Source organism: Pseudomonas sp. Sample_11 (assembly GCF_004307505.1).
In the GTDB taxonomy this organism is placed as follows: Bacteria; Pseudomonadota; Gammaproteobacteria; order Pseudomonadales; family Pseudomonadaceae; genus Aquipseudomonas; species Aquipseudomonas atacamensis.
The window spans coordinates 67,145-84,470 of sequence record NZ_RCOD01000072.1 but is presented as its reverse complement, the minus strand read 5'-3'; the positions used below and the strand labels follow the sequence as shown (position 1 = coordinate 84,470).

General features: G+C 61.3%; 14 protein-coding genes. 11 read left to right on the top strand and 3 right to left on the bottom strand.

The features are described 5' to 3' along the window. Positions 1-36: 36 nt before the first annotated feature. Complete coding sequence (locus tag D8U60_RS19930) at positions 37-1,011, top strand: serine/threonine protein kinase (RefSeq protein WP_056786600.1); 975 nt, start codon at positions 37-39, stop codon at positions 1,009-1,011. Between the two features lie 160 nt (positions 1,012-1,171). Then, positions 1,172-2,059, top strand: a complete 888-nt coding sequence (gene rarD / locus D8U60_RS19925; protein ID WP_016772855.1) for an EamA family transporter RarD — start codon at positions 1,172-1,174, stop codon at positions 2,057-2,059. A 223-nt stretch (positions 2,060-2,282) separates the two neighbouring features. Here rarD and D8U60_RS19920 read toward each other — a convergent pair whose 3' ends face one another. Beyond that, positions 2,283-2,801 (bottom strand): glycine cleavage system protein R, encoded by a 519-nt coding sequence (locus D8U60_RS19920; RefSeq protein ID WP_016772854.1) that lies wholly within the window; start codon positions 2,799-2,801, stop codon positions 2,283-2,285. A 622-nt stretch (positions 2,802-3,423) separates the two neighbouring features. Between D8U60_RS19920 and D8U60_RS19915 the strand changes: the two genes are divergently transcribed. Beyond that, on the top strand, positions 3,424-5,601 hold the full coding sequence (locus D8U60_RS19915) for a malate synthase G (protein ID WP_130900742.1): 2,178 nt from the start codon (positions 3,424-3,426) through the stop codon (positions 5,599-5,601). Positions 5,602-5,865: 264 nt separating this feature from the next. Here D8U60_RS19915 and D8U60_RS19910 read toward each other — a convergent pair whose 3' ends face one another. Beyond that, positions 5,866-6,312 carry a response regulator gene (locus D8U60_RS19910; RefSeq protein WP_016772851.1) on the bottom strand — a complete coding sequence of 149 codons (447 nt, stop codon included), beginning with the start codon at positions 6,310-6,312 and terminating at the stop codon, positions 5,866-5,868. A gap of 255 nt (positions 6,313-6,567) precedes the next feature. On the opposite strand from D8U60_RS19910, the gene D8U60_RS19905 reads away from it, so the two are divergent. From D8U60_RS19905 to D8U60_RS19865, 8 genes are all read left to right on the top strand, one after another. Next, positions 6,568-8,502, top strand: coding sequence for a putative nucleotidyltransferase substrate binding domain-containing protein (locus D8U60_RS19905; protein ID WP_347237653.1), 1,935 nt, complete (start codon positions 6,568-6,570; stop codon positions 8,500-8,502). Continuing rightward, positions 8,499-9,206, top strand: coding sequence for a 3'-5' exonuclease (locus D8U60_RS19900; RefSeq protein WP_130900741.1), 708 nt, complete (start codon positions 8,499-8,501; stop codon positions 9,204-9,206). The genes D8U60_RS19905 and D8U60_RS19900 overlap by 4 nt, the downstream gene beginning before the upstream one ends. A 242-nt stretch (positions 9,207-9,448) precedes the next feature. Beyond that, the gene (locus D8U60_RS19895; protein WP_166554767.1) at positions 9,449-9,925 is read left to right on the top strand and encodes an RNA polymerase sigma factor; all 477 of its coding nucleotides are present in this window, start codon (positions 9,449-9,451) and stop codon (positions 9,923-9,925) included. Then, positions 9,922-10,896, top strand: a complete 975-nt coding sequence (locus D8U60_RS19890; protein WP_122881847.1) for a FecR family protein — start codon at positions 9,922-9,924, stop codon at positions 10,894-10,896. Before D8U60_RS19895 ends, D8U60_RS19890 begins: the two co-directional genes overlap by 4 nt. A 258-nt stretch (positions 10,897-11,154) precedes the next feature. Beyond that, positions 11,155-13,581: a TonB-dependent siderophore receptor gene (locus tag D8U60_RS19880; protein ID WP_130900739.1), complete on the top strand. Its 2,427-nt coding sequence runs from the start codon at positions 11,155-11,157 to the stop codon at positions 13,579-13,581. Between the two features lie 73 nt (positions 13,582-13,654). After that, complete coding sequence (locus tag D8U60_RS19875; RefSeq protein ID WP_122881844.1) at positions 13,655-14,785, top strand: PepSY-associated TM helix domain-containing protein; 1,131 nt, start codon at positions 13,655-13,657, stop codon at positions 14,783-14,785. Beyond that, positions 14,782-14,961 carry a hypothetical protein gene (locus D8U60_RS19870; protein WP_130900738.1) on the top strand — a complete coding sequence of 60 codons (180 nt, stop codon included), beginning with the start codon at positions 14,782-14,784 and terminating at the stop codon, positions 14,959-14,961. The genes D8U60_RS19875 and D8U60_RS19870 overlap by 4 nt, the downstream gene beginning before the upstream one ends. 129 nt (positions 14,962-15,090) lie before the next feature. After that, positions 15,091-15,720: a glutathione S-transferase gene (locus tag D8U60_RS19865; RefSeq protein ID WP_051600799.1), complete on the top strand. Its 630-nt coding sequence runs from the start codon at positions 15,091-15,093 to the stop codon at positions 15,718-15,720. A 199-nt stretch (positions 15,721-15,919) separates the two neighbouring features. Here the strand turns inward: D8U60_RS19865 and creD are convergent, their stop codons facing one another. Beyond that, complete coding sequence (gene creD / locus D8U60_RS19860; RefSeq protein WP_125925482.1) at positions 15,920-17,287, bottom strand: cell envelope integrity protein CreD; 1,368 nt, start codon at positions 17,285-17,287, stop codon at positions 15,920-15,922. Positions 17,288-17,326 lie beyond the last annotated feature (39 nt).

Here is a 17,326-nt window from a genome sequence, read left to right as displayed (position 1 = left end):
GCCGGACGCAGCAGCCTGCTGCGCGCAGGAGTCAGCATGGCCCACCCGTTTGAAACCCTCACCCCCGATCTCGTCCTGGATGCCGTTGAAAGCATCGGTTTCCTCAGCGACGCGCGCATTCTGGCGCTCAACAGCTACGAAAACCGTGTGTATCAGGTCGGTATCGAAGACTCCGAGCCGCTGATTGCCAAGTTCTATCGTCCGCAGCGCTGGACCAACGAGGCCATCCTCGAAGAGCACCAGTTCACTTTCGAACTGGCCGACATCGACATTCCGGTGGTAGCGCCGCTGATCCATAACGGTGAAACCCTGCATGAGCACGCCGGTTTCCGCTTCACCCTGTTCCCGCGCCGTGGGGGCCGCGCGCCGGAGCCGGGCAACCTTGATCAGCTGTATCGCCTCGGCCAGTTGCTCGGGCGCATGCATGCGGTGGGCGGTACCAAGCCGTTCAAGCACCGCGAAGCCCTCGCGGTGCAAAACTTCGGCCATGCCTCGCTGAACACCCTGCTCGAAGGCAATTTCATTCCAAAGAGCCTGCTGCCGGCTTACGAGTCGGTTGCCCGCGACCTGCTCAAACGCGTCGAAGATGTCTACGCCGCCACGCCGCACCAGAACATCCGCATGCACGGCGACTGCCACCCCGGCAACATGATGTGCCGCGACGAAATGTTCCACATCGTCGACCTCGACGACTGCCGCATGGGCCCGGCGGTGCAGGACATCTGGATGATGCTTGCCGGCGATCGCCAGGAATGTCTCGGGCAGTTGTCGGAATTGATGGACGGCTACAACGAATTCCATGATTTCGACCCGCGCGAACTGGCACTGATCGAACCGTTGCGCGCCCTGCGCCTGATGCACTACAGCGCCTGGCTGGCGCGACGCTGGGACGACCCGGCGTTCCCGCACAGCTTTCCATGGTTTGGCACGGAGCGGTATTGGGGCGACCAGGTGCTGGCGTTGCGTGAACAGTTGGCGGCACTGAATGAAGAACCGCTGAAACTCTTCTGATCAAAGATCAAAAGATCGCAGCCTTCGGCAGCTCCTACCTTGGAATGCATATCCCTGTAGGAGCTGCCGAAGGCTGCGATCTTTTTGCTTTCTGACACGACACATCTATACAACCTCCTTACAATCCTTTCTTTGTCAGCTGCCCGAGCAAGGATTCTGCATGCAAGCCGCCAACCCGCGTCGCGGGTACATTCTGGGCCTGAGCGCCTACATCATCTGGGGCCTGTTCCCGATCTATTTCAAAGCCATTGCCGAAGTCCCGGCCGTCGAGATCATCATCCATCGGGTACTGTGGTCGGCGCTGTTCGGTGCGTTGCTGCTGATGGTGTGGAAACACCCGGGCTGGCTGCGCGAGTTGCTCGACAATCCCAAGCGCCTGGCGATTCTGGCTCTGAGCGGCACGCTGATCGCGGCCAACTGGCTGACCTACGTGTGGTCGGTGAACAACGGTCGGATGCTCGAGGCGAGTCTGGGTTATTACATTAATCCGCTGGTCAACGTGCTGTTGGGCATGGTGCTGCTCGGCGAACGACTGCGGCGCATGCAGTGGGTGGCGGTCGGGCTGGCTGCCATCGGCGTGGCGCAGCAGGTGTGGCAGGTCGGCAGTCTGCCGTGGGTGTCGCTGGCGCTGGCGCTGACCTTCGGTTTCTACGGCCTGATCCGCAAGCAGGCGCCGGTCAAAGCGCTGCCGGGGCTGGTAGTGGAAACCTGGATGCTGGTGCCGATTGCGATCGCATGGTTGCTGTTCAATCAGACTGCCACGAGTGTGCAGCCGGCCTTCTGGACCACCTCCGAAGCCTGGTGGCTGGTGGCCGCCGGCCCGGTGACGCTGGTGCCGCTGGTGTGTTTCAACGCCGCCACCCGCCACTTGCCCTACACCACCATCGGCTTCCTGCAATACATCGCGCCGACGCTGGTGTTGCTGCAAGCCGTGCTGCTGTTTGGCGAGCATTTGTCGTCCAGCACGCTGGTTGCGTTCATGTTTATCTGGGCCGGTCTGGCGGTCTATAGCGTTGATGCGTGGATAAGTTTGCGCCGGCGCGCCTGATCAAAAAACGCACAAACCTCCACAGGCCACGGTTCTCGTGGCCTGCATCGTTCCTTCCCAAGCTTATCCACAGCGTGATCCCCGCCGTTTGTGCGCAAGTCACTGAATGTTGGCGGTTTTTTGATCAAGAGACGCAAAGCCACGGCCGGCGCGGCGTGGCGCTCAGTCTCTACAGGTTATCCACAGGCAGGTGCACGTTAAACCTGAATAACCCTGTGAACGTTTAAACCTCTGTGCGTAACACCAGTTCGACCATCAGATCATCGGCCAGGGTTTCCAGGCGCGCCTGCAGAACGTCGAGCGACAAGGTGAGTGGCACCGCCAGAATCGCTTCAGCGTGAAACAGCGGCTCGCTGCTCATCGGCGCCGGGCGCACCTCAGTTACCAGTCGCTCCAGGTTCACACCCTGCTCGCTCAACAGCCGAGTGATATCGCGGACGATACCCGGTCGGTCGTTGCCGACCAGTTCCATAGCGATCGGTTTCCACGTGCAGGACTGCTCCACTCCGCTTTCGGCAATCAGTACCCGAATGCCATGGGCCGACAGCGCTTGCAGGGCATCGACCAGTTCGTCGTAAGCCTCCGCCGGCACCCCCACGCGCAGAATCCCGGCGAACTGCCCGGCCATGCGTGACATGCGGCTTTCCAGCCAGTTGCCGCCGTGCTCGGCAATGCATTGGGCGATGCGCTCGACCTGCCCGGGCTTGTCCGGGGCGAAAACGGTGAGTACGAGATGGTCCATGGCGCAGCCCTCTTGTCATGACTTTTGTTATCGAAGGGCAAGTATAGGCAAGCGGATTGATTCAGCCTGTCATCGCAACTTGTGCTGAGAATCTGTGGCGAGGGGATTTATCCCCGTCCGGCTGCGCAGCAGTCGTGAGCCCTGCCAATTGGGTCTGCAGCCGGACCGCAGGGGGCGGCTTCGCCACTCAACGGGGATAAATCCCCTCGCCACAAATCGTTACACCCAAATTGCTCCTTAGCAGGCCCACAGTAATTATGTGTACAACTTTCGATATTTAGCTGGAACAATCCAATGCTTTTTTGAGAACATCCCGTTCCGCGACGTGACCGCAATGCGTCATGAGGTCGCAGAACGACGTAATTAGTCTGATTTTCACAAGCGCAACTCATCATGTAGTATGCCGCAGCGCGCACTACATAACGCTGGATCGATGTCTGCCCAAGGCCCTTCGCAACCCTGAAAGCCCCGTCAGCAAGGCCTCCAAGCCGTTGATTGGTCCTAGCCCAGCCGCCAGCAATGGCATGTACTGGTCCGCAGGTTTGTGGTTTAAATGGCCAGAAGCTTCATTGTTAAATTGACGAGCTGAAAAGCGAAATAGCTGAGCAGAGTGAGGCAAGCAATGACTGAACACGTTCAAGTCGGTGGCCTGCAGGTCGCCAAAGTCCTGTTCGACTTCGTGAACAACGAAGCCATTCCCGGTACCGGCCTCACCGCCGAACAATTCTGGGAAGGTGCCGACAAGGTCATTCACGACCTGGCGCCGAAGAACAAAGCCCTACTCGCCAAACGCGATGAATTCCAGGCGCGCATCGATGCCTGGCATCAGCAGCATGCCGGCCAGGCGCACGATGCCGTGGCCTACAAAGCTTTCCTGCAAGAGATCGGTTATCTGCTGCCAGAAGCAGCTGATTTCCAGGCGACGACGCAAAACGTCGACGATGAAATCGCCCGCACCGCTGGCCCGCAACTGGTCGTGCCAGTGATGAATGCGCGCTTCGCGCTCAATGCTTCGAACGCCCGCTGGGGCTCGCTGTACGACGCCCTCTACGGCACCGACGCGATCAGCGAAGACGGTGGCGCGGAAAAAGGCAAAGGCTACAACAAGGTGCGTGGCGACAAAGTCATCGCCTTCGCCCGCGCCTTCCTCGACGAAGCCGCGCCTCTGGCCGCAGGCTCCCACGTCGATTCGACCGGCTACAAAATCGCTGACGGCAAACTGGTCGTCACTCTGAAGGGCGGCAGCAACAGCGGCCTGCGCGATGACGCTCAGTTGATCGGTTTCCAGGGCGACGCCAACGCGCCGATCGCGGTGCTGCTCAAGCACAACGGCCTGCACTTCGAAATCCAGATCGACGCCAGCACCCCGGTCGGCCAGACCGACGCCGCCGGCGTCAAAGACATCCTCATGGAAGCGGCGCTGACCACGATCATGGACTGCGAAGACTCCGTGGCCGCCGTTGATGCCGACGACAAAGTGGTGATCTACCGCAACTGGCTCGGCCTGATGAAGGGCGACCTCGCGGAATCCGTGTCCAAGGGCGGCCAGACCTTCACCCGCACCATGAACCCGGATCGCACCTACACCGCGCCCAACGGCGGTGAAGTGACCCTGCACGGTCGTTCGCTGTTGTTCGTGCGCAACGTCGGCCATCTGATGACCATCGATGCGATCCTCGACAGCCAAGGCAACGAAGTACCGGAAGGTATCCTCGATGGTCTGGTGACTTGCCTGGCAGCAATGCACAACCTCAACGGCAACACCTCGCGGCGCAATACCCGCACCGGTTCGGTGTACATCGTCAAACCGAAAATGCATGGCCCGGAAGAAGCGGCGTTCACCAACGAGCTGTTCGGGCGCATCGAAGACGTCCTGCGCTTGCCGCGCAACACCCTGAAAGTCGGGATCATGGACGAGGAGCGCCGCACCACGGTCAACCTCAAGGCTTGCATCAAGGCCGCCAGCGAGCGCGTGGTGTTCATCAACACCGGTTTCCTCGACCGCACCGGCGACGAAATCCACACCTCCATGGAAGCCGGCCCAGTGGTGCGCAAGGCTGACATGAAGGCCGAGAAGTGGATCGGCGCCTACGAGAACTGGAACGTCGACATCGGTCTGAGCACTGGCCTGCAAGGTCGTGCGCAAATCGGTAAAGGCATGTGGGCCATGCCGGACCTCATGGCCGCGATGCTTGAGCAGAAAATCGCTCACCCGCTGGCCGGCGCCAACACTGCCTGGGTGCCATCGCCGACTGCCGCTGCGTTGCACGCGCTGCACTACCACAAGGTTGACGTATTTGCGCGTCAGGCCGAACTGGCCAAACGTGCGCGCGCCTCGGTGGACGACATCCTGACCATTCCACTGGCAGTGAACCCAAGCTGGACGCCAGAGCAGATCAAGAACGAACTGGACAACAATGCCCAGGGCATTCTCGGTTACGTGGTGCGCTGGATCGACCAGGGTGTCGGCTGCTCGAAAGTGCCGGACATCAACGACGTCGGCTTGATGGAAGACCGTGCGACGCTGCGTATCTCCAGCCAGCACATCGCCAACTGGCTGCGCCACGGTATCGTCAGCCAAGAGCAAGTGATGGAAAGCCTCAAGCGCATGGCGCCGGTGGTTGACCGCCAGAACGCCAACGACCCGCTGTATCGCCCGCTGGCACCGGACTTCGACAGCAACATCGCCTTCCAGGCGGCAGTCGAACTGGTCATCGAAGGCACCAAGCAACCGAACGGCTACACCGAGCCGGTGCTGCACCGTCGTCGTCGTGAGTTCAAGGCCGCGAATGGTCTGTAATTTGCGCTGACGCTGGAAGTGAAAAAGGCCCTGATTGAGAGATCAGGGCCTTTTTTGTTTGTGAGGTGGATTGGATTGTTGTGGTGGGCTTGAGATCCATCCCCCTCACCCCAGCCCTCTCCCCCAAGGGGTAGAGGGGAAAGGGAGCAGATTGGGGAAGTTTCAATTCCTGAGTTCGACTCATGAAATTCAGGTCGGTGTACCTCCAACATTCACCGCGGTCAGTCCCCTCTCCCTCTGGGAGAGGGTTAGGGTGAGGGGCTTCTAGGGCTCGATGCCCAATTCGTGTTTCACCAACTCAAGCAACTTGCCCGTATCAATCGGCTTGAGCAGAAAATCCACCACGCTCAAATGCATCGCTTCGATCGCGTCTTTCACGTCGGCGTCGCCGGAGACGATGATGATCGGCATCGCTGCCCGTACCGATTCACGCACCTGGCGAATCAGCTCGAGGCCGTCGACATTGCCCATGCGCAGGTCGGTAATCACAAGGCCGATCGAAGGCTTTTCATCGAGCATTTTCAGCGCGGTTTCACCGCTGGCTGCGGTCATGCAGCGAATGCCGTCCAGCGCGAGAATCTCTGACAACAGCTCGCGGGCGTCCTTGTCGTCGTCGACGATCAGGACACGCTGCGGCGGCAGATCAGGTTCGAGCATCACTGCGCTGAGCGCTTCCCGCTCGGCGTCGCTCAAAATATCGTGGTCGGACATGGCGCTCTCTAAATGTTCAAACAATCCCTGGCAAGTCGTCAGACATCACCGGACAGCGCTTCAATGTGCACTTCGTCGGAATTTTTTCCAAGTGGCTAGCGCAAGCTTTTCCGAGCTTTTGCGTAGGTTATTTCCGAAAATCGGCCAATGGTGGCAAAACCTAGACTTACGTCCAATGGGCACCCTGCCCGCCGGGGCCGACCATGGTCGCAACGATCCGACAACAACAATTCGAAAAAGACTGCGGTAATGGTTATGAGCAAAGCGGACGCCTTCACCCAGGCAGGGAAAACCGCGGTATTGCAGAACATTCAGGGCACCCTGCAATTCCTCCAGCGCTTCCCGCCCTTCAATCAGATGGAACACGCCCACCTCGCCTATCTGGTGGAGCAATGTCAGCTGCGTTTTTTCGCCCAGGGCGAGAGCATCATCAAACCGGCCGACGGCCCGGTGGAACACTTTCATATCGTCAAACAGGGTCGGGTGGTCGGCGAACGCCAGCACATCACCAAGCCCGGCACAGAGACCACCTTCGAAATCACCACCGGCGAATGCTTTCCGCTGGCGGCGCTGCTCGGTGAGCGCGCCACGCGCACCGAACATCTGGCGGGCGAAGACACCTTCTGCCTGCAACTGAACAAACTGGCGTTCATCAAACTGTTCGCCCTCTCCAGCGCCTTCCGCGATTTCGCCTTGCGTGGGGTGAGCAGCCTGCTCGATCAGGTCAACCAGCAAGTCCAGCAAAAAGCCGTGGAGACCCTCGGCACTCAATACTCGCTGAACACCCGTCTCGGTGAACTTGCGATGCGCCATCCGGTGACTTGCAGCGCCGATACGCCGCTGCGTGAAGCGGTGAAGCTGATGCACGAGCAACAGGTCGGCAGCATCGTCGCGGTGGATGAGCACAAGGCGCCGCTGGGGATTTTCACCCTGCGCGATTTGCGCCATGTGGTCGCCGAAGGTGTCGGTGATTTCAGCGACGCCATCGAACAGCACATGACTCGATCACCGTTCTATCTGTCGCCGGATCACAGTGCCTTCGATGCGGCGATCGCCATGACCGAGCGGCACATTGCTCACGTCTGCCTGGTCAAGGATCAACGCTTGTGCGGCGTGGTGTCCGAGCGTGACCTGTTCTCCCTGCAACGGGTCGATCTGGTGCACCTCGCCCGAACCATCCGCAGCGCGCAACGGGTCGAACAACTGGTGACCTTGCGCGGCGAGATCGGCCAACTGGTCGAGCGCATGCTCGCCCACGGCGCGTCATCGACGCAGATCACCCACATCATCACCCTGCTCAACGATCACACGGTGTGTCGGGTCATTGAACTGACCCTCGCCGAAAAGGGCGACCCGGGCGTGCCGTTCAGCTGGCTGTGTTTCGGCAGCGAGGGCCGGCGCGAGCAGACGCTGCACACCGATCAGGACAACGGCATTCTCTTCGACGCGCGCGATGCCGCGCACGCAGCGGAGATACGTGGCAAGCTGCTGCCGATTGCCCAGCAGATCAACCAGAGCTTGGCGCAGTGCGGTTTTACCCTGTGCAAGGGCAACATCATGGCCGGCAATCCCGAGCTGTGTCTGTCGCGGGCCGAATGGGCACGGCGCTTTGCCGCGTTCATCCGCGAAGCCACGCCGGAGAACCTGCTGAGCTCGAGCATTTATTTCGACCTGCGCGTGGTCTGGGGCGATGAGCAAGGCTGCGAGCAATTGCGCCGGGGCATCCTCGATCAGGTCGCTGACAACCGTCTGTTCCAGCGCATGCTGGCCGAGAACGCGCTGCGCAATCGCCCTCCCGTGGGGCGCTTCCGTGAGTTCGTGCTGGCACGCAAGAACGGCGAGAAGGCCACGCTGGATCTGAAGATCCAGGGCCTGACGCCGTTCGTGGACGGCGCCCGTCTGCTGGCGCTGGCCAACGGCATTGACGCCAACAACACCCTCGAACGCTTTCGCCAACTGGTCGATAAAGAGGTCATCGAGCCGCTCGACGGCGCGGCGTATGAAGAGGCCTATCACTTCATTCAGCAAACGCGGATGCAGCAGCATCAGTTGCAGACCCGGGAGAACCAGCCGTACTCCAACCGCGTCGATCCCGACAGCCTCAATCATCTCGACCGGCGCATCCTGCGCGAATCCCTGCGCCAGGCGCAGCGCCTGCAAAGCAGCCTGACCTTGCGGTATCAGCTATGAGCCTGTTCTCCTGGCTACGCCCGGCCAGCCCCGTGGTGTCGGCGGACTTGCAGCAGCGGCTGGCGAAGCTGCCGGCGCTTGCCGAGCTGAGCGAATGCAGCCTGCGCGAGCAGCGCTGGGTGGTGCTGGACCTGGAAACCACCGGCCTGAATATGAGCAAGGATCGGGTCCTGTCGATCGGCGCGGTGGTGGTCGAGGACGGCGCGATCGATTTCAGCCAACAGTTCGAGCGCACACTGCAATGTCGCGAACTGAAGCTCAGCCCCAGCGTACTGATTCATGGCCTCGGCCCTAGTGCAATTGCCGCAGGCAGCGACCCAGCGCAAGCGTTGCTGGAGTTGCTGGAGTTCATCGGCGACAGCCCGGTGCTGGCGTTTCATGCGCCGTTCGATCAGCACATGCTCGGGCGCGCAGTGAAGGAACACTTGGGGCATAAGCTGCAGCATGTGTTTCTGGATGTGGCGGACATTGCGCCGCTGTTATGTCCGCAGGCGCAGATTCGCGAGGCCGGGCTGGATGAGTGGATCGAATGGTTCCGGCTTGAAGTGTTCGAGCGGCATAACGCGAGTGCCGATGCGCTGGCCACGGCGGAGTTGGCGTTGATTCTGTTCAGCCGGGCGCGGGCGCAGCAGATTTACAGTCCGTTGCAGTTGCAGCAGCGGTTGAGCCAGTGGAAGCGGCGGCAGCAAACTCACTCTTTCTAGCACTACCCCTGTAGGAGCTGCCGCAGGCTGCGATCTTTTGATTTTATAAACAGCAAGATCAAAAGATCGCAGCCTTCGGCAGCTCCTACAGAGGCATGCAGCCCTATCACCTGACCAGTGGCCAATTGCTAACCATTCCCACCTCTGCCAGAATCGCGAACTATTCTCGTTAGTTAACATTTCCCAATCGGTGATGTCCGGTGTCGTCAGTGCCCAACCCCCACAGTGAGCTCGTCGGTGCGATGTATCGCGACCATCGCGGTTGGCTGCTGGCGTGGTTGCGGCGCAATGTGGCGTGTCCGCAGCGTGCTGAGGACCTGAGCCAGGACACGTTCGTGCGCCTGCTCAACCGCGACGAATTGCTGACGCCGCGCGAACCTCGGGCGTTTCTGGTGGCGATCGCCAAAGGCCTGTTGTTCGACTACTTCCGCCGCGCCGCGCTGGAACAGGCCTACCTCACCGAACTGATGCTGATCCCCGAAGACGAACAACCGTCGGTGGAAGAACAGCAAATGATCCTCGACGACCTCAAAGCCATCGATCGCCTGCTCGGCAAGTTGTCGACCAAGGCTCGTGCGGCCTTCCTGTACAACCGCCTCGACGGCCTCAGCCACGCCGAGATCGCCGGCAAGCTCGGCGTCTCAGTGCCGCGCGTGCGTCAGTATCTGGCGCAAGGCCTGCGCCAGTGTTACATCGCCCTTTACGGTGAGCCGACATGACCGCGGCCAGTTCGCGGCCGGTGCCGGCGCATGTGTTGGACGCGGCGATTGCCTGGCAATTGACCCTCGATTCGAGCACCGCGCTGGAGCGTGAAGAATTCGCTAAATGGCATGCCGCCCATGAAGAACATGCCCGTGCCTGGCGTCAGTTGGGCATGCTCGATCAGCGTTTCAGCGTCGCCAAAGGCCCGGCCCGAAGCGCGTTGCTGCAATCGCGCGAAGGCATTCGCCGGCGCGTGCGCAAACTCGGCAGTGGGCTGGCCAGTGTCGTGGTGATGATCGGGCTGGGGCTGTTTGTCAGTGAGCGCTACCTGCCGCTGGATTACTGGCTCGCCGATCAGCGCACCGCCACCGGTGAACAGCGCACCGTGCGCCTGTCCGACGGCACCCTGCTCAACCTCAATACCCACAGCGCGGTCGACGTACGCTTCGATGACGAACGCCGCTTGATCGTGTTGCAGGAAGGCGAAATTCTCGTCGAGACCGGGCATGGCGACGCGCGGCCGTTCATCGTCGAAACCCGCGAAGGCAGCATGCGTGCGCTGGGCACGCGGTTTCTGGTCAAGCGCGAGGACGATGGCACACGGCTGAGCGTGTTGCAGTCAGCGGTGGCGGCACATGCCCAAGCCAACCCGCAAGAACAGATTCTGCGCGAAGGCCAGCAGGTGCTGTTGCGTAGTGACGGGCTGGGCTCGATTGCCGCCCTCGCCCCCGGCGCCGATGCCTGGACGCGCGGCATGCTGGTGGTGGACAACGCGCGGCTGGGCGATCTGGTGCATGAGCTCGGGCGCTATCGTCGTGGCCATCTGGGCGTGGCGCCGGAAGTGGCCGATCTGCGCATTACCGGCAGCTTTCCGTTGCATGACACCGACAAGGCACTGAGTGCATTGCTGCCGACCTTGCCGGTGCAGATCGAGCGGCATACGCCGTATTGGGTCACCGTGGCGAAGGCAGAGCCCTCCGCCCCTTGACATGATCGTTCCCACGCTCTGCGTGGGAATGCAGCCCGGGACGCTCTGCGTCCCTGCCGAAGCGGACGCAGAGCGTCCATTGAGGCATTCCCACGCGGAGCGTGGGAACGATCAGTGTGGGAGCGAGCCTGCTCGCGAAGGCGCCATCAGCCGCACAACCATTTCCTGCCAAAAAGAATTTCCACCCAGCCCTATCACTTTTCCAATCTCGTCCGGCACACAGGCAATTGAGAAATATTTCCATTCAGGAGCCGCCGTATGTCCCGTTCGCCAGACACCTTGTTGCGCCCCAGTCTGCTGGCTTTTGCCATCGCTTTCGGCACGCCGCTGATCAGCAGCCCGTTGCTCGCCGCTGAGCAAGCGTCCAGCGTGCGCGCCTACAACCTGCCGGCGGCGCCGCTGTCGACCACCCTGAACCAGATCGCCAGCCAGGGCGGCCTCGCCCTGTCGCTCAATCCTGCGCTGGCCGCCGGCAAAAACTCGGCGCCGGTCAACGGCCAGTACGACGCCGCCGGTGCCCTGCGCGCGGCTTTGCGCGGCACCGGTCTGCAGCTGGAACAGAGCAGCGCCGGCACTTACACCCTGGTGGCCGTGCCTGAAGGCACGCTGGCCCTGCCGGAGACTTCGGTCATCGGCGTGGAAAACTTTGAAAGCGCCTGGGGCCCGGTCGAAGGCTACACCGCGACCCGCACCGCCGCCGGCACCAAGACCGACACCGCCCTGGTCGAAGCACCGCGTTCGATTTCGGTGGCAACCCGCCAGCAAATGGACGACCGCAGCGTGCACAGCCTCGACGACGCGGTGCGCTACATGCCGGGCATCACCGCCAGCAGCTACGGCAGCGACACCCGCGCCGACTGGCTGCGCGTGCGCGGTTTCGAACCGACCCAGTTCCTCGATGGCCTGCCGCTGCCCAAAGGCGTGTACGCCAACCCGAAACAGGAAACCTGGAACCTCGACCGCCTCGCCCTGCTGCGTGGCCCGGCCTCGTCGGTGTACGGCCAGACCCCGCCGGGCGGTTTGCTCGACATGGTCAGCCGCCGTCCGAGCGCGGAGGCCAGCAGCGAAATCCAGCTGCAATACGGCAGCGACAATCACCGCCAGATCAACTTCGCCAGCACCGGCAAGATCGATGAGGCCGGGCAGTTTCTCTATGGCCTCAGCGGCGTGGTGCGCGACAGCGGCACCCAGGTCGATCACGTCGACAACAAGCGCTACAACATCGCGCCGAGCCTGACCTGGAACATCGATGACGACACCAAACTCACTCTGCTGAGCCAGTTCACCCGCGACGACACCGGCATCACCAGCCAGTTTCTGCCGATCCAGGGCACGAAGATCAAATCGCCGCTCGGTGATATTTCCCATCACAAGAATCTCGGCGATCCGGATTGGGAATACTACGACCGCACCTACTACGCGCTGGGTTATGCCTTCGAACATCGATTGAACGATGTCTGGCAGTTCAAACAGAACCTGCGCTACACCAAGTCGGACCTGTCGTTCCAGTCGCTGACCCCTGGTTCCTATCCGTTCACCACCGTGGATGCAGAAGGCAACGTCGGCCGCACCAGCACCAGCGTCGACGAAGACATCAGCCAGTTTGCCGTGGACAACAACTTCCAGGCCGACTTCGCCACGGGTGAGATTCGCCACACCTTGCTGCTGGGTCTGGATCACCAGCGCAGCAACACCAACTACACCTCGATCTTTGGCGATGGCCTGCAAACCAACGTCATCAACCCGATCTACGGCCAGCCGATCGTACGTCCGGCGCGCTCCACGGCGTTTTACGACTACAACCAGAAGACCTACCAGACCGGTCTCTACGTGCAGGACCAAATGGCTCTCGACCAGTGGCGCCTGACCCTCGGCGGCCGTGAAGACTGGGTCCACACCAGCACCCAATTCATCAACCAGAGCGACGCCACCAACACCCAGCGCGACAAGAAATTCAGCGGCAACGCGGCGCTCAGCTACGTCTTCGATAACGGCTTCGTGCCGTACCTGTCCTACGCCGAATCGTTCCAGCCGACCACGGGCGCCGATGCCACCTCGACCGGCTCGCTCAAGCCGACCGAAGGCAAGCAGTGGGAACTGGGCATCAAATACCAGCCTCCGGGCAGCAAGACCCTGCTGACCGCCGCCGTGTATGACCTGACCCAGAAGAACGTCGCGGTGAACACCTTCGTCAACAACGTCTCGGTGACCAGCCAGACCGGCGAAGTGAAGGTCAAAGGCCTGGAGCTCGAAGCGGTGTCGGATGTGACCGACAACCTCAAAGTCATCGCCGCCTACACCCTGGCCAAGTCCGAAGTGCAGAAAGGCGTCGACAAGGGCAACCGCCTGCAACTGATGCCCAACCAACAAGCCTCGCTGTGGACCGACTACACCTGGCACGCCGGCGTGCTCGACGGTTTCGGTATCGGTGCCGGCGTGCGCTACACCGGCAACACCTACGGCGACAAGGCCAACACCTGGCTGGGCAAGGCCGATGCCTATACCGTGTTCGACGCCAGCGTGCATTATGATCTGGGCCGTCTGGACAACAGTCTCAAAGGTGCATCGCTGGCGGTGAACGCGACCAACCTGTTCGACAAGGACTACATTTCCACCTGCGACAGCTTCTACTGCTACTACGGCGACCAGCGCAGTGTCGTCGCCAGCGCCACATACAAGTGGTAAGCCAGTGAGCTGAAACAGGCCCTGTTCCCAGGCCTCCGTACCGGACGGCTTTGGTGTTTTTGAAGGTCATGCAATGAAAAGTAAAACCATCCGCCGCTGGTCGTTCATCCACACCTGGACCAGCCTGATCTGCACGGTGTTTCTGCTGATGCTGGCGCTGACCGGTCTGCCGCTGATTTTCAGCCACGAGATTGATCACGCGCTGGGCAACGCCCCGGAACTGCGCGAGATGCCGGCCGACACGCCGCAACTCGACCTGCAGCAACTGGTCGATGCCGCGCAGAAACATCGCCCGGGCGAAGTCATGCAGTACTTCGGTTATGACGACGAAGAGCCGAACGCGGCGTTCGCGATCATGGCCAGGACGGCCGACACCGAGCCGAACTCTTCGCACACCTTCATGCTCGATGCGCGCACTGGCGAAGCGCTGGAAACCCCTTCGGCCAACGGCGGCTTGATGCTGTTCATCCTGCGCCTGCACGTCGACATGTTTGCCGGGCTGCCGGGCAAGCTGCTGCTGGCGTTCATGGGGCTGTTGTTTGTCGTGGCGATCGTGTCCGGCACGGTGCTGTACCTGCCGTTCATGCGCCGCTTGAAATTCGGCACCGTGCGCCAGGACAAATCGACAAGACTGCGCTGGCTCGACCTGCACAATTTGATCGGCGTCGTCACTTTGACCTGGTGCCTGGTGGTGGGCGTGACCGGGGTGATCAGCGCCTGCGCCGACCTGCTCATCGCCGCCTGGCGCAACGACGCGTTGACCACGCTGATCGCTCCGTATCGCGATGCGCCGCCGCTGACCCAGCTGGCGCCGGCTACGCGGCTGCTCGACATCGCCGAGGAAGTCGCACCGGGGATGAAGCCGGATTTCATCGCCTTCCCCGGCACGCGCTTTTCCAGCGAGCACCATTACGCGGTGTTCATGAAGGGCGGCACGCACCTGACCTCGCACCTGCTGACGCCGGTGCTGATCGACGCCACGTCCTTGCAGGTCACCGCCGTGGCGGAACGGCCCTGGTACATGGACGCCATGGGCATGTCGCAGCCGCTGCATTTTGGTGACTACGGCGGCATGCCGATGAAGATTCTCTGGGCGACGCTGGATGTGCTGACGATCATCGTGTTGGCCAGTGGCGTTTATCTTTGGGTAGTGCGGCGCAAGGCGGCCAAGCCTGTTCTGGAACCGGCGGAGGCCTCGGCATGAAGCCGCGTCAGTCGAGTTTCTGGAAGGTCTTCAGCACACCGATCGTGATCGCCCTGCTCAGTGCGGCGGGGCTGTTTGCGGCGTTGCTGGGGGATGGAATCTGGGATGCCTTGAGCTGGGTCGGGCTTGGCGTGCCAGCGGTTTTGGCCATAAAGGGATTAATACGGCGAAGCTGAAATCCTTGTAGGAGCTGCGGAACGCTGCGATCTTTTGCTTTCAAAAGCAGGATCAAAATCAAAAGATCGCAGCGTTCCGCAGCTCCTACGGCTAATCTCCTGCTCTTCGCCGACCACTGAGGTTCCTCCATGTCCGCCCCCAGCATGACCCTGTACCACAACACCCTGTCGCCCTTTGTCCGCAAGGTCATGGTGCTGCTGCACGAAACCGGTCAGCAGGATCGTGTCGCGCTGCAGGACTGTGTGCTCAGCCCGGTCAGCCCGAACCCGGAGCTGATCGCCGACAACCCGTTGAGCAAAATCCCCGCCCTGCGCCTGGCCGATGGCAATGTCATCCATGACAGCCGCGTCATCCTCGAGTACCTCGACCAGCAGCACGTCGGCAATCCGCTGATCCCCCGTGAAGGTGCGGCGCGCTGGCGGCGCCTGACCCTGGCGTCGATGGCTGACGGGATCATGGATGCCTCGGTGATGGTGCGTTATGAAACCGTCCTGCGCCCGGTGGAAAAACACTGGGACGAATGGCTCGACGCCCAGCGCGACAAGATCCGCCGCGCCCTCGCCGTGCTCGAGAGCGAAGCGATTGCCGAGCTGACCAGCCATTTCGATGTCGCGGCGATCAGCGTGGCCTGCGCTTTGGGCTATTTGGACCTGCGTTTCCCGGACATGGACTGGCGTGCAGCCAATCCGCAACTGGCCAACTGGTATTTCGAGGTGAGTCAGCGACCGTCCATGGTGGCGACAATGCCCAAGCCCTGATTCTGCGGCGCCTGATCTGCCCCCATCGCTGGCAAGCCAGCTCCCACATTGAATCGGGACAGACCGCTGACCTGTGTGTCGGCATATATCCTGTGGGAGCTGGCTTGCCAGCGATGGCACCACCTCGGTTCTGGCGGCAGCGCTGCAACAATCAACGTCAGCAGAACCGCCACTTCCCTGCGCTCAGCCCTCAACCCGCTCATTGCATCGCCTCCACATCAAACTCCAGCGGCCTGGCCGGCTTCAAACCAATCCCGTACCAGTCCAGTTTGCGCGTGAGCACCATGAACACCCCGAGCAGACCGAACAGCATCAACGAGCCCATCAGCAGCGCGTAGTCCTCGGCGCTGAGCAAGCCGTACAGCAGGCCATACAGCGCCGCCAGCCCGGCCGAGAAACTCAAGCCGTGCCGCGCGCTGCGCAGGACGTGGCTGACATAGAAGCCGATCAGCAACACGCAGCCACTCGCCGACAACAGATACGCCAGCGCAAAACCGATGTGTTCCGACAGCGACAACAGCAGCAGGTAGAAGAACGCCAGCGCGACACCGACCAAGGCATATTGCACCGGGTGCACCGCCAGGCTCTTGAGCACTTCGAAGAGGAAGAAACCGGCGAAGGTCAAGACGATGAACAGCAGCGCGTATTTGATCGCCCGGTCGCTCTTCAGGTACTGATCCACCGGGTCGATGAAGCTCACGCCGAAGCTGCGCCCGTTAAGCGCGTCACAGTCGCCAGCGACGCAGCGCTCCATCGCCTCTTGCAGGTTGGTGGAGAAAAACGAGGTCTGCCAGTCGGCGCTGAAACCCTGATCGTTGATCTCGCGCTTGGCCGGCAGAAAGTTGCCGACGAAGCTGGGGTGCGGCCAATTGGCGGCGAGGCTGACACTGCTGGTCTTGCCCACCGGCACCACCCGCAGCGAGCCGGTGCCTTGCAGGCGCAGGTCGAAACCGAAGGTCAGTTGCGTGGCTTTGCTGGCGTCCAGTGCCGGTAGCGTCACGTGTACGCCCTCGCCGATCCAGGCCACTTCGCTGCCGGGCACGAAGTCCAGTTGCTGGCTGCCTAGCTCGAGTTTCAGCGCGTTTTCGATGCCGCGAATATCGCTGATACCGACGGCAAGGAACGGCGCGTCGAATTGGTAATCGGCAAAATTCTCCTTGATGCCCAACTGCGCCGGCAGGGAAAAATGCCCATCGATGCGGTTGTCGGCGTGGAACAGCCGTGCCTCGTAAATGCCGCGTTTGCGCAGTTCGGTTTGTACTTGCCCGTCGAGCTCGAAACGCTCCGGCAGAAAGTACAGACGCCCGCGCGCTTCGCTGACTTCTTCGTAGCGCTTGTTGGTTTTCTCGTTGGTTTTCCAGGTGCGCACCACCTTGCGATACGGCACTACCATCACCGGCCCGGTCAGTTGCTGGCTGTAACTGGAGCTGCGCGCGATGTCTTCGAGCACACCGTCGCGCAGTTGCTGACGCTCATCGATGATGCCGTCGATCATCAGCAGGGGGATCAGCAACAGCAGGATCAGCAAGGCGATTGCGCCGAGTTTGATGGTCAGATTCTTGTTCATGGGACTCTCCCTGTTTGGATGGGAGGAGTCTGCTGATAC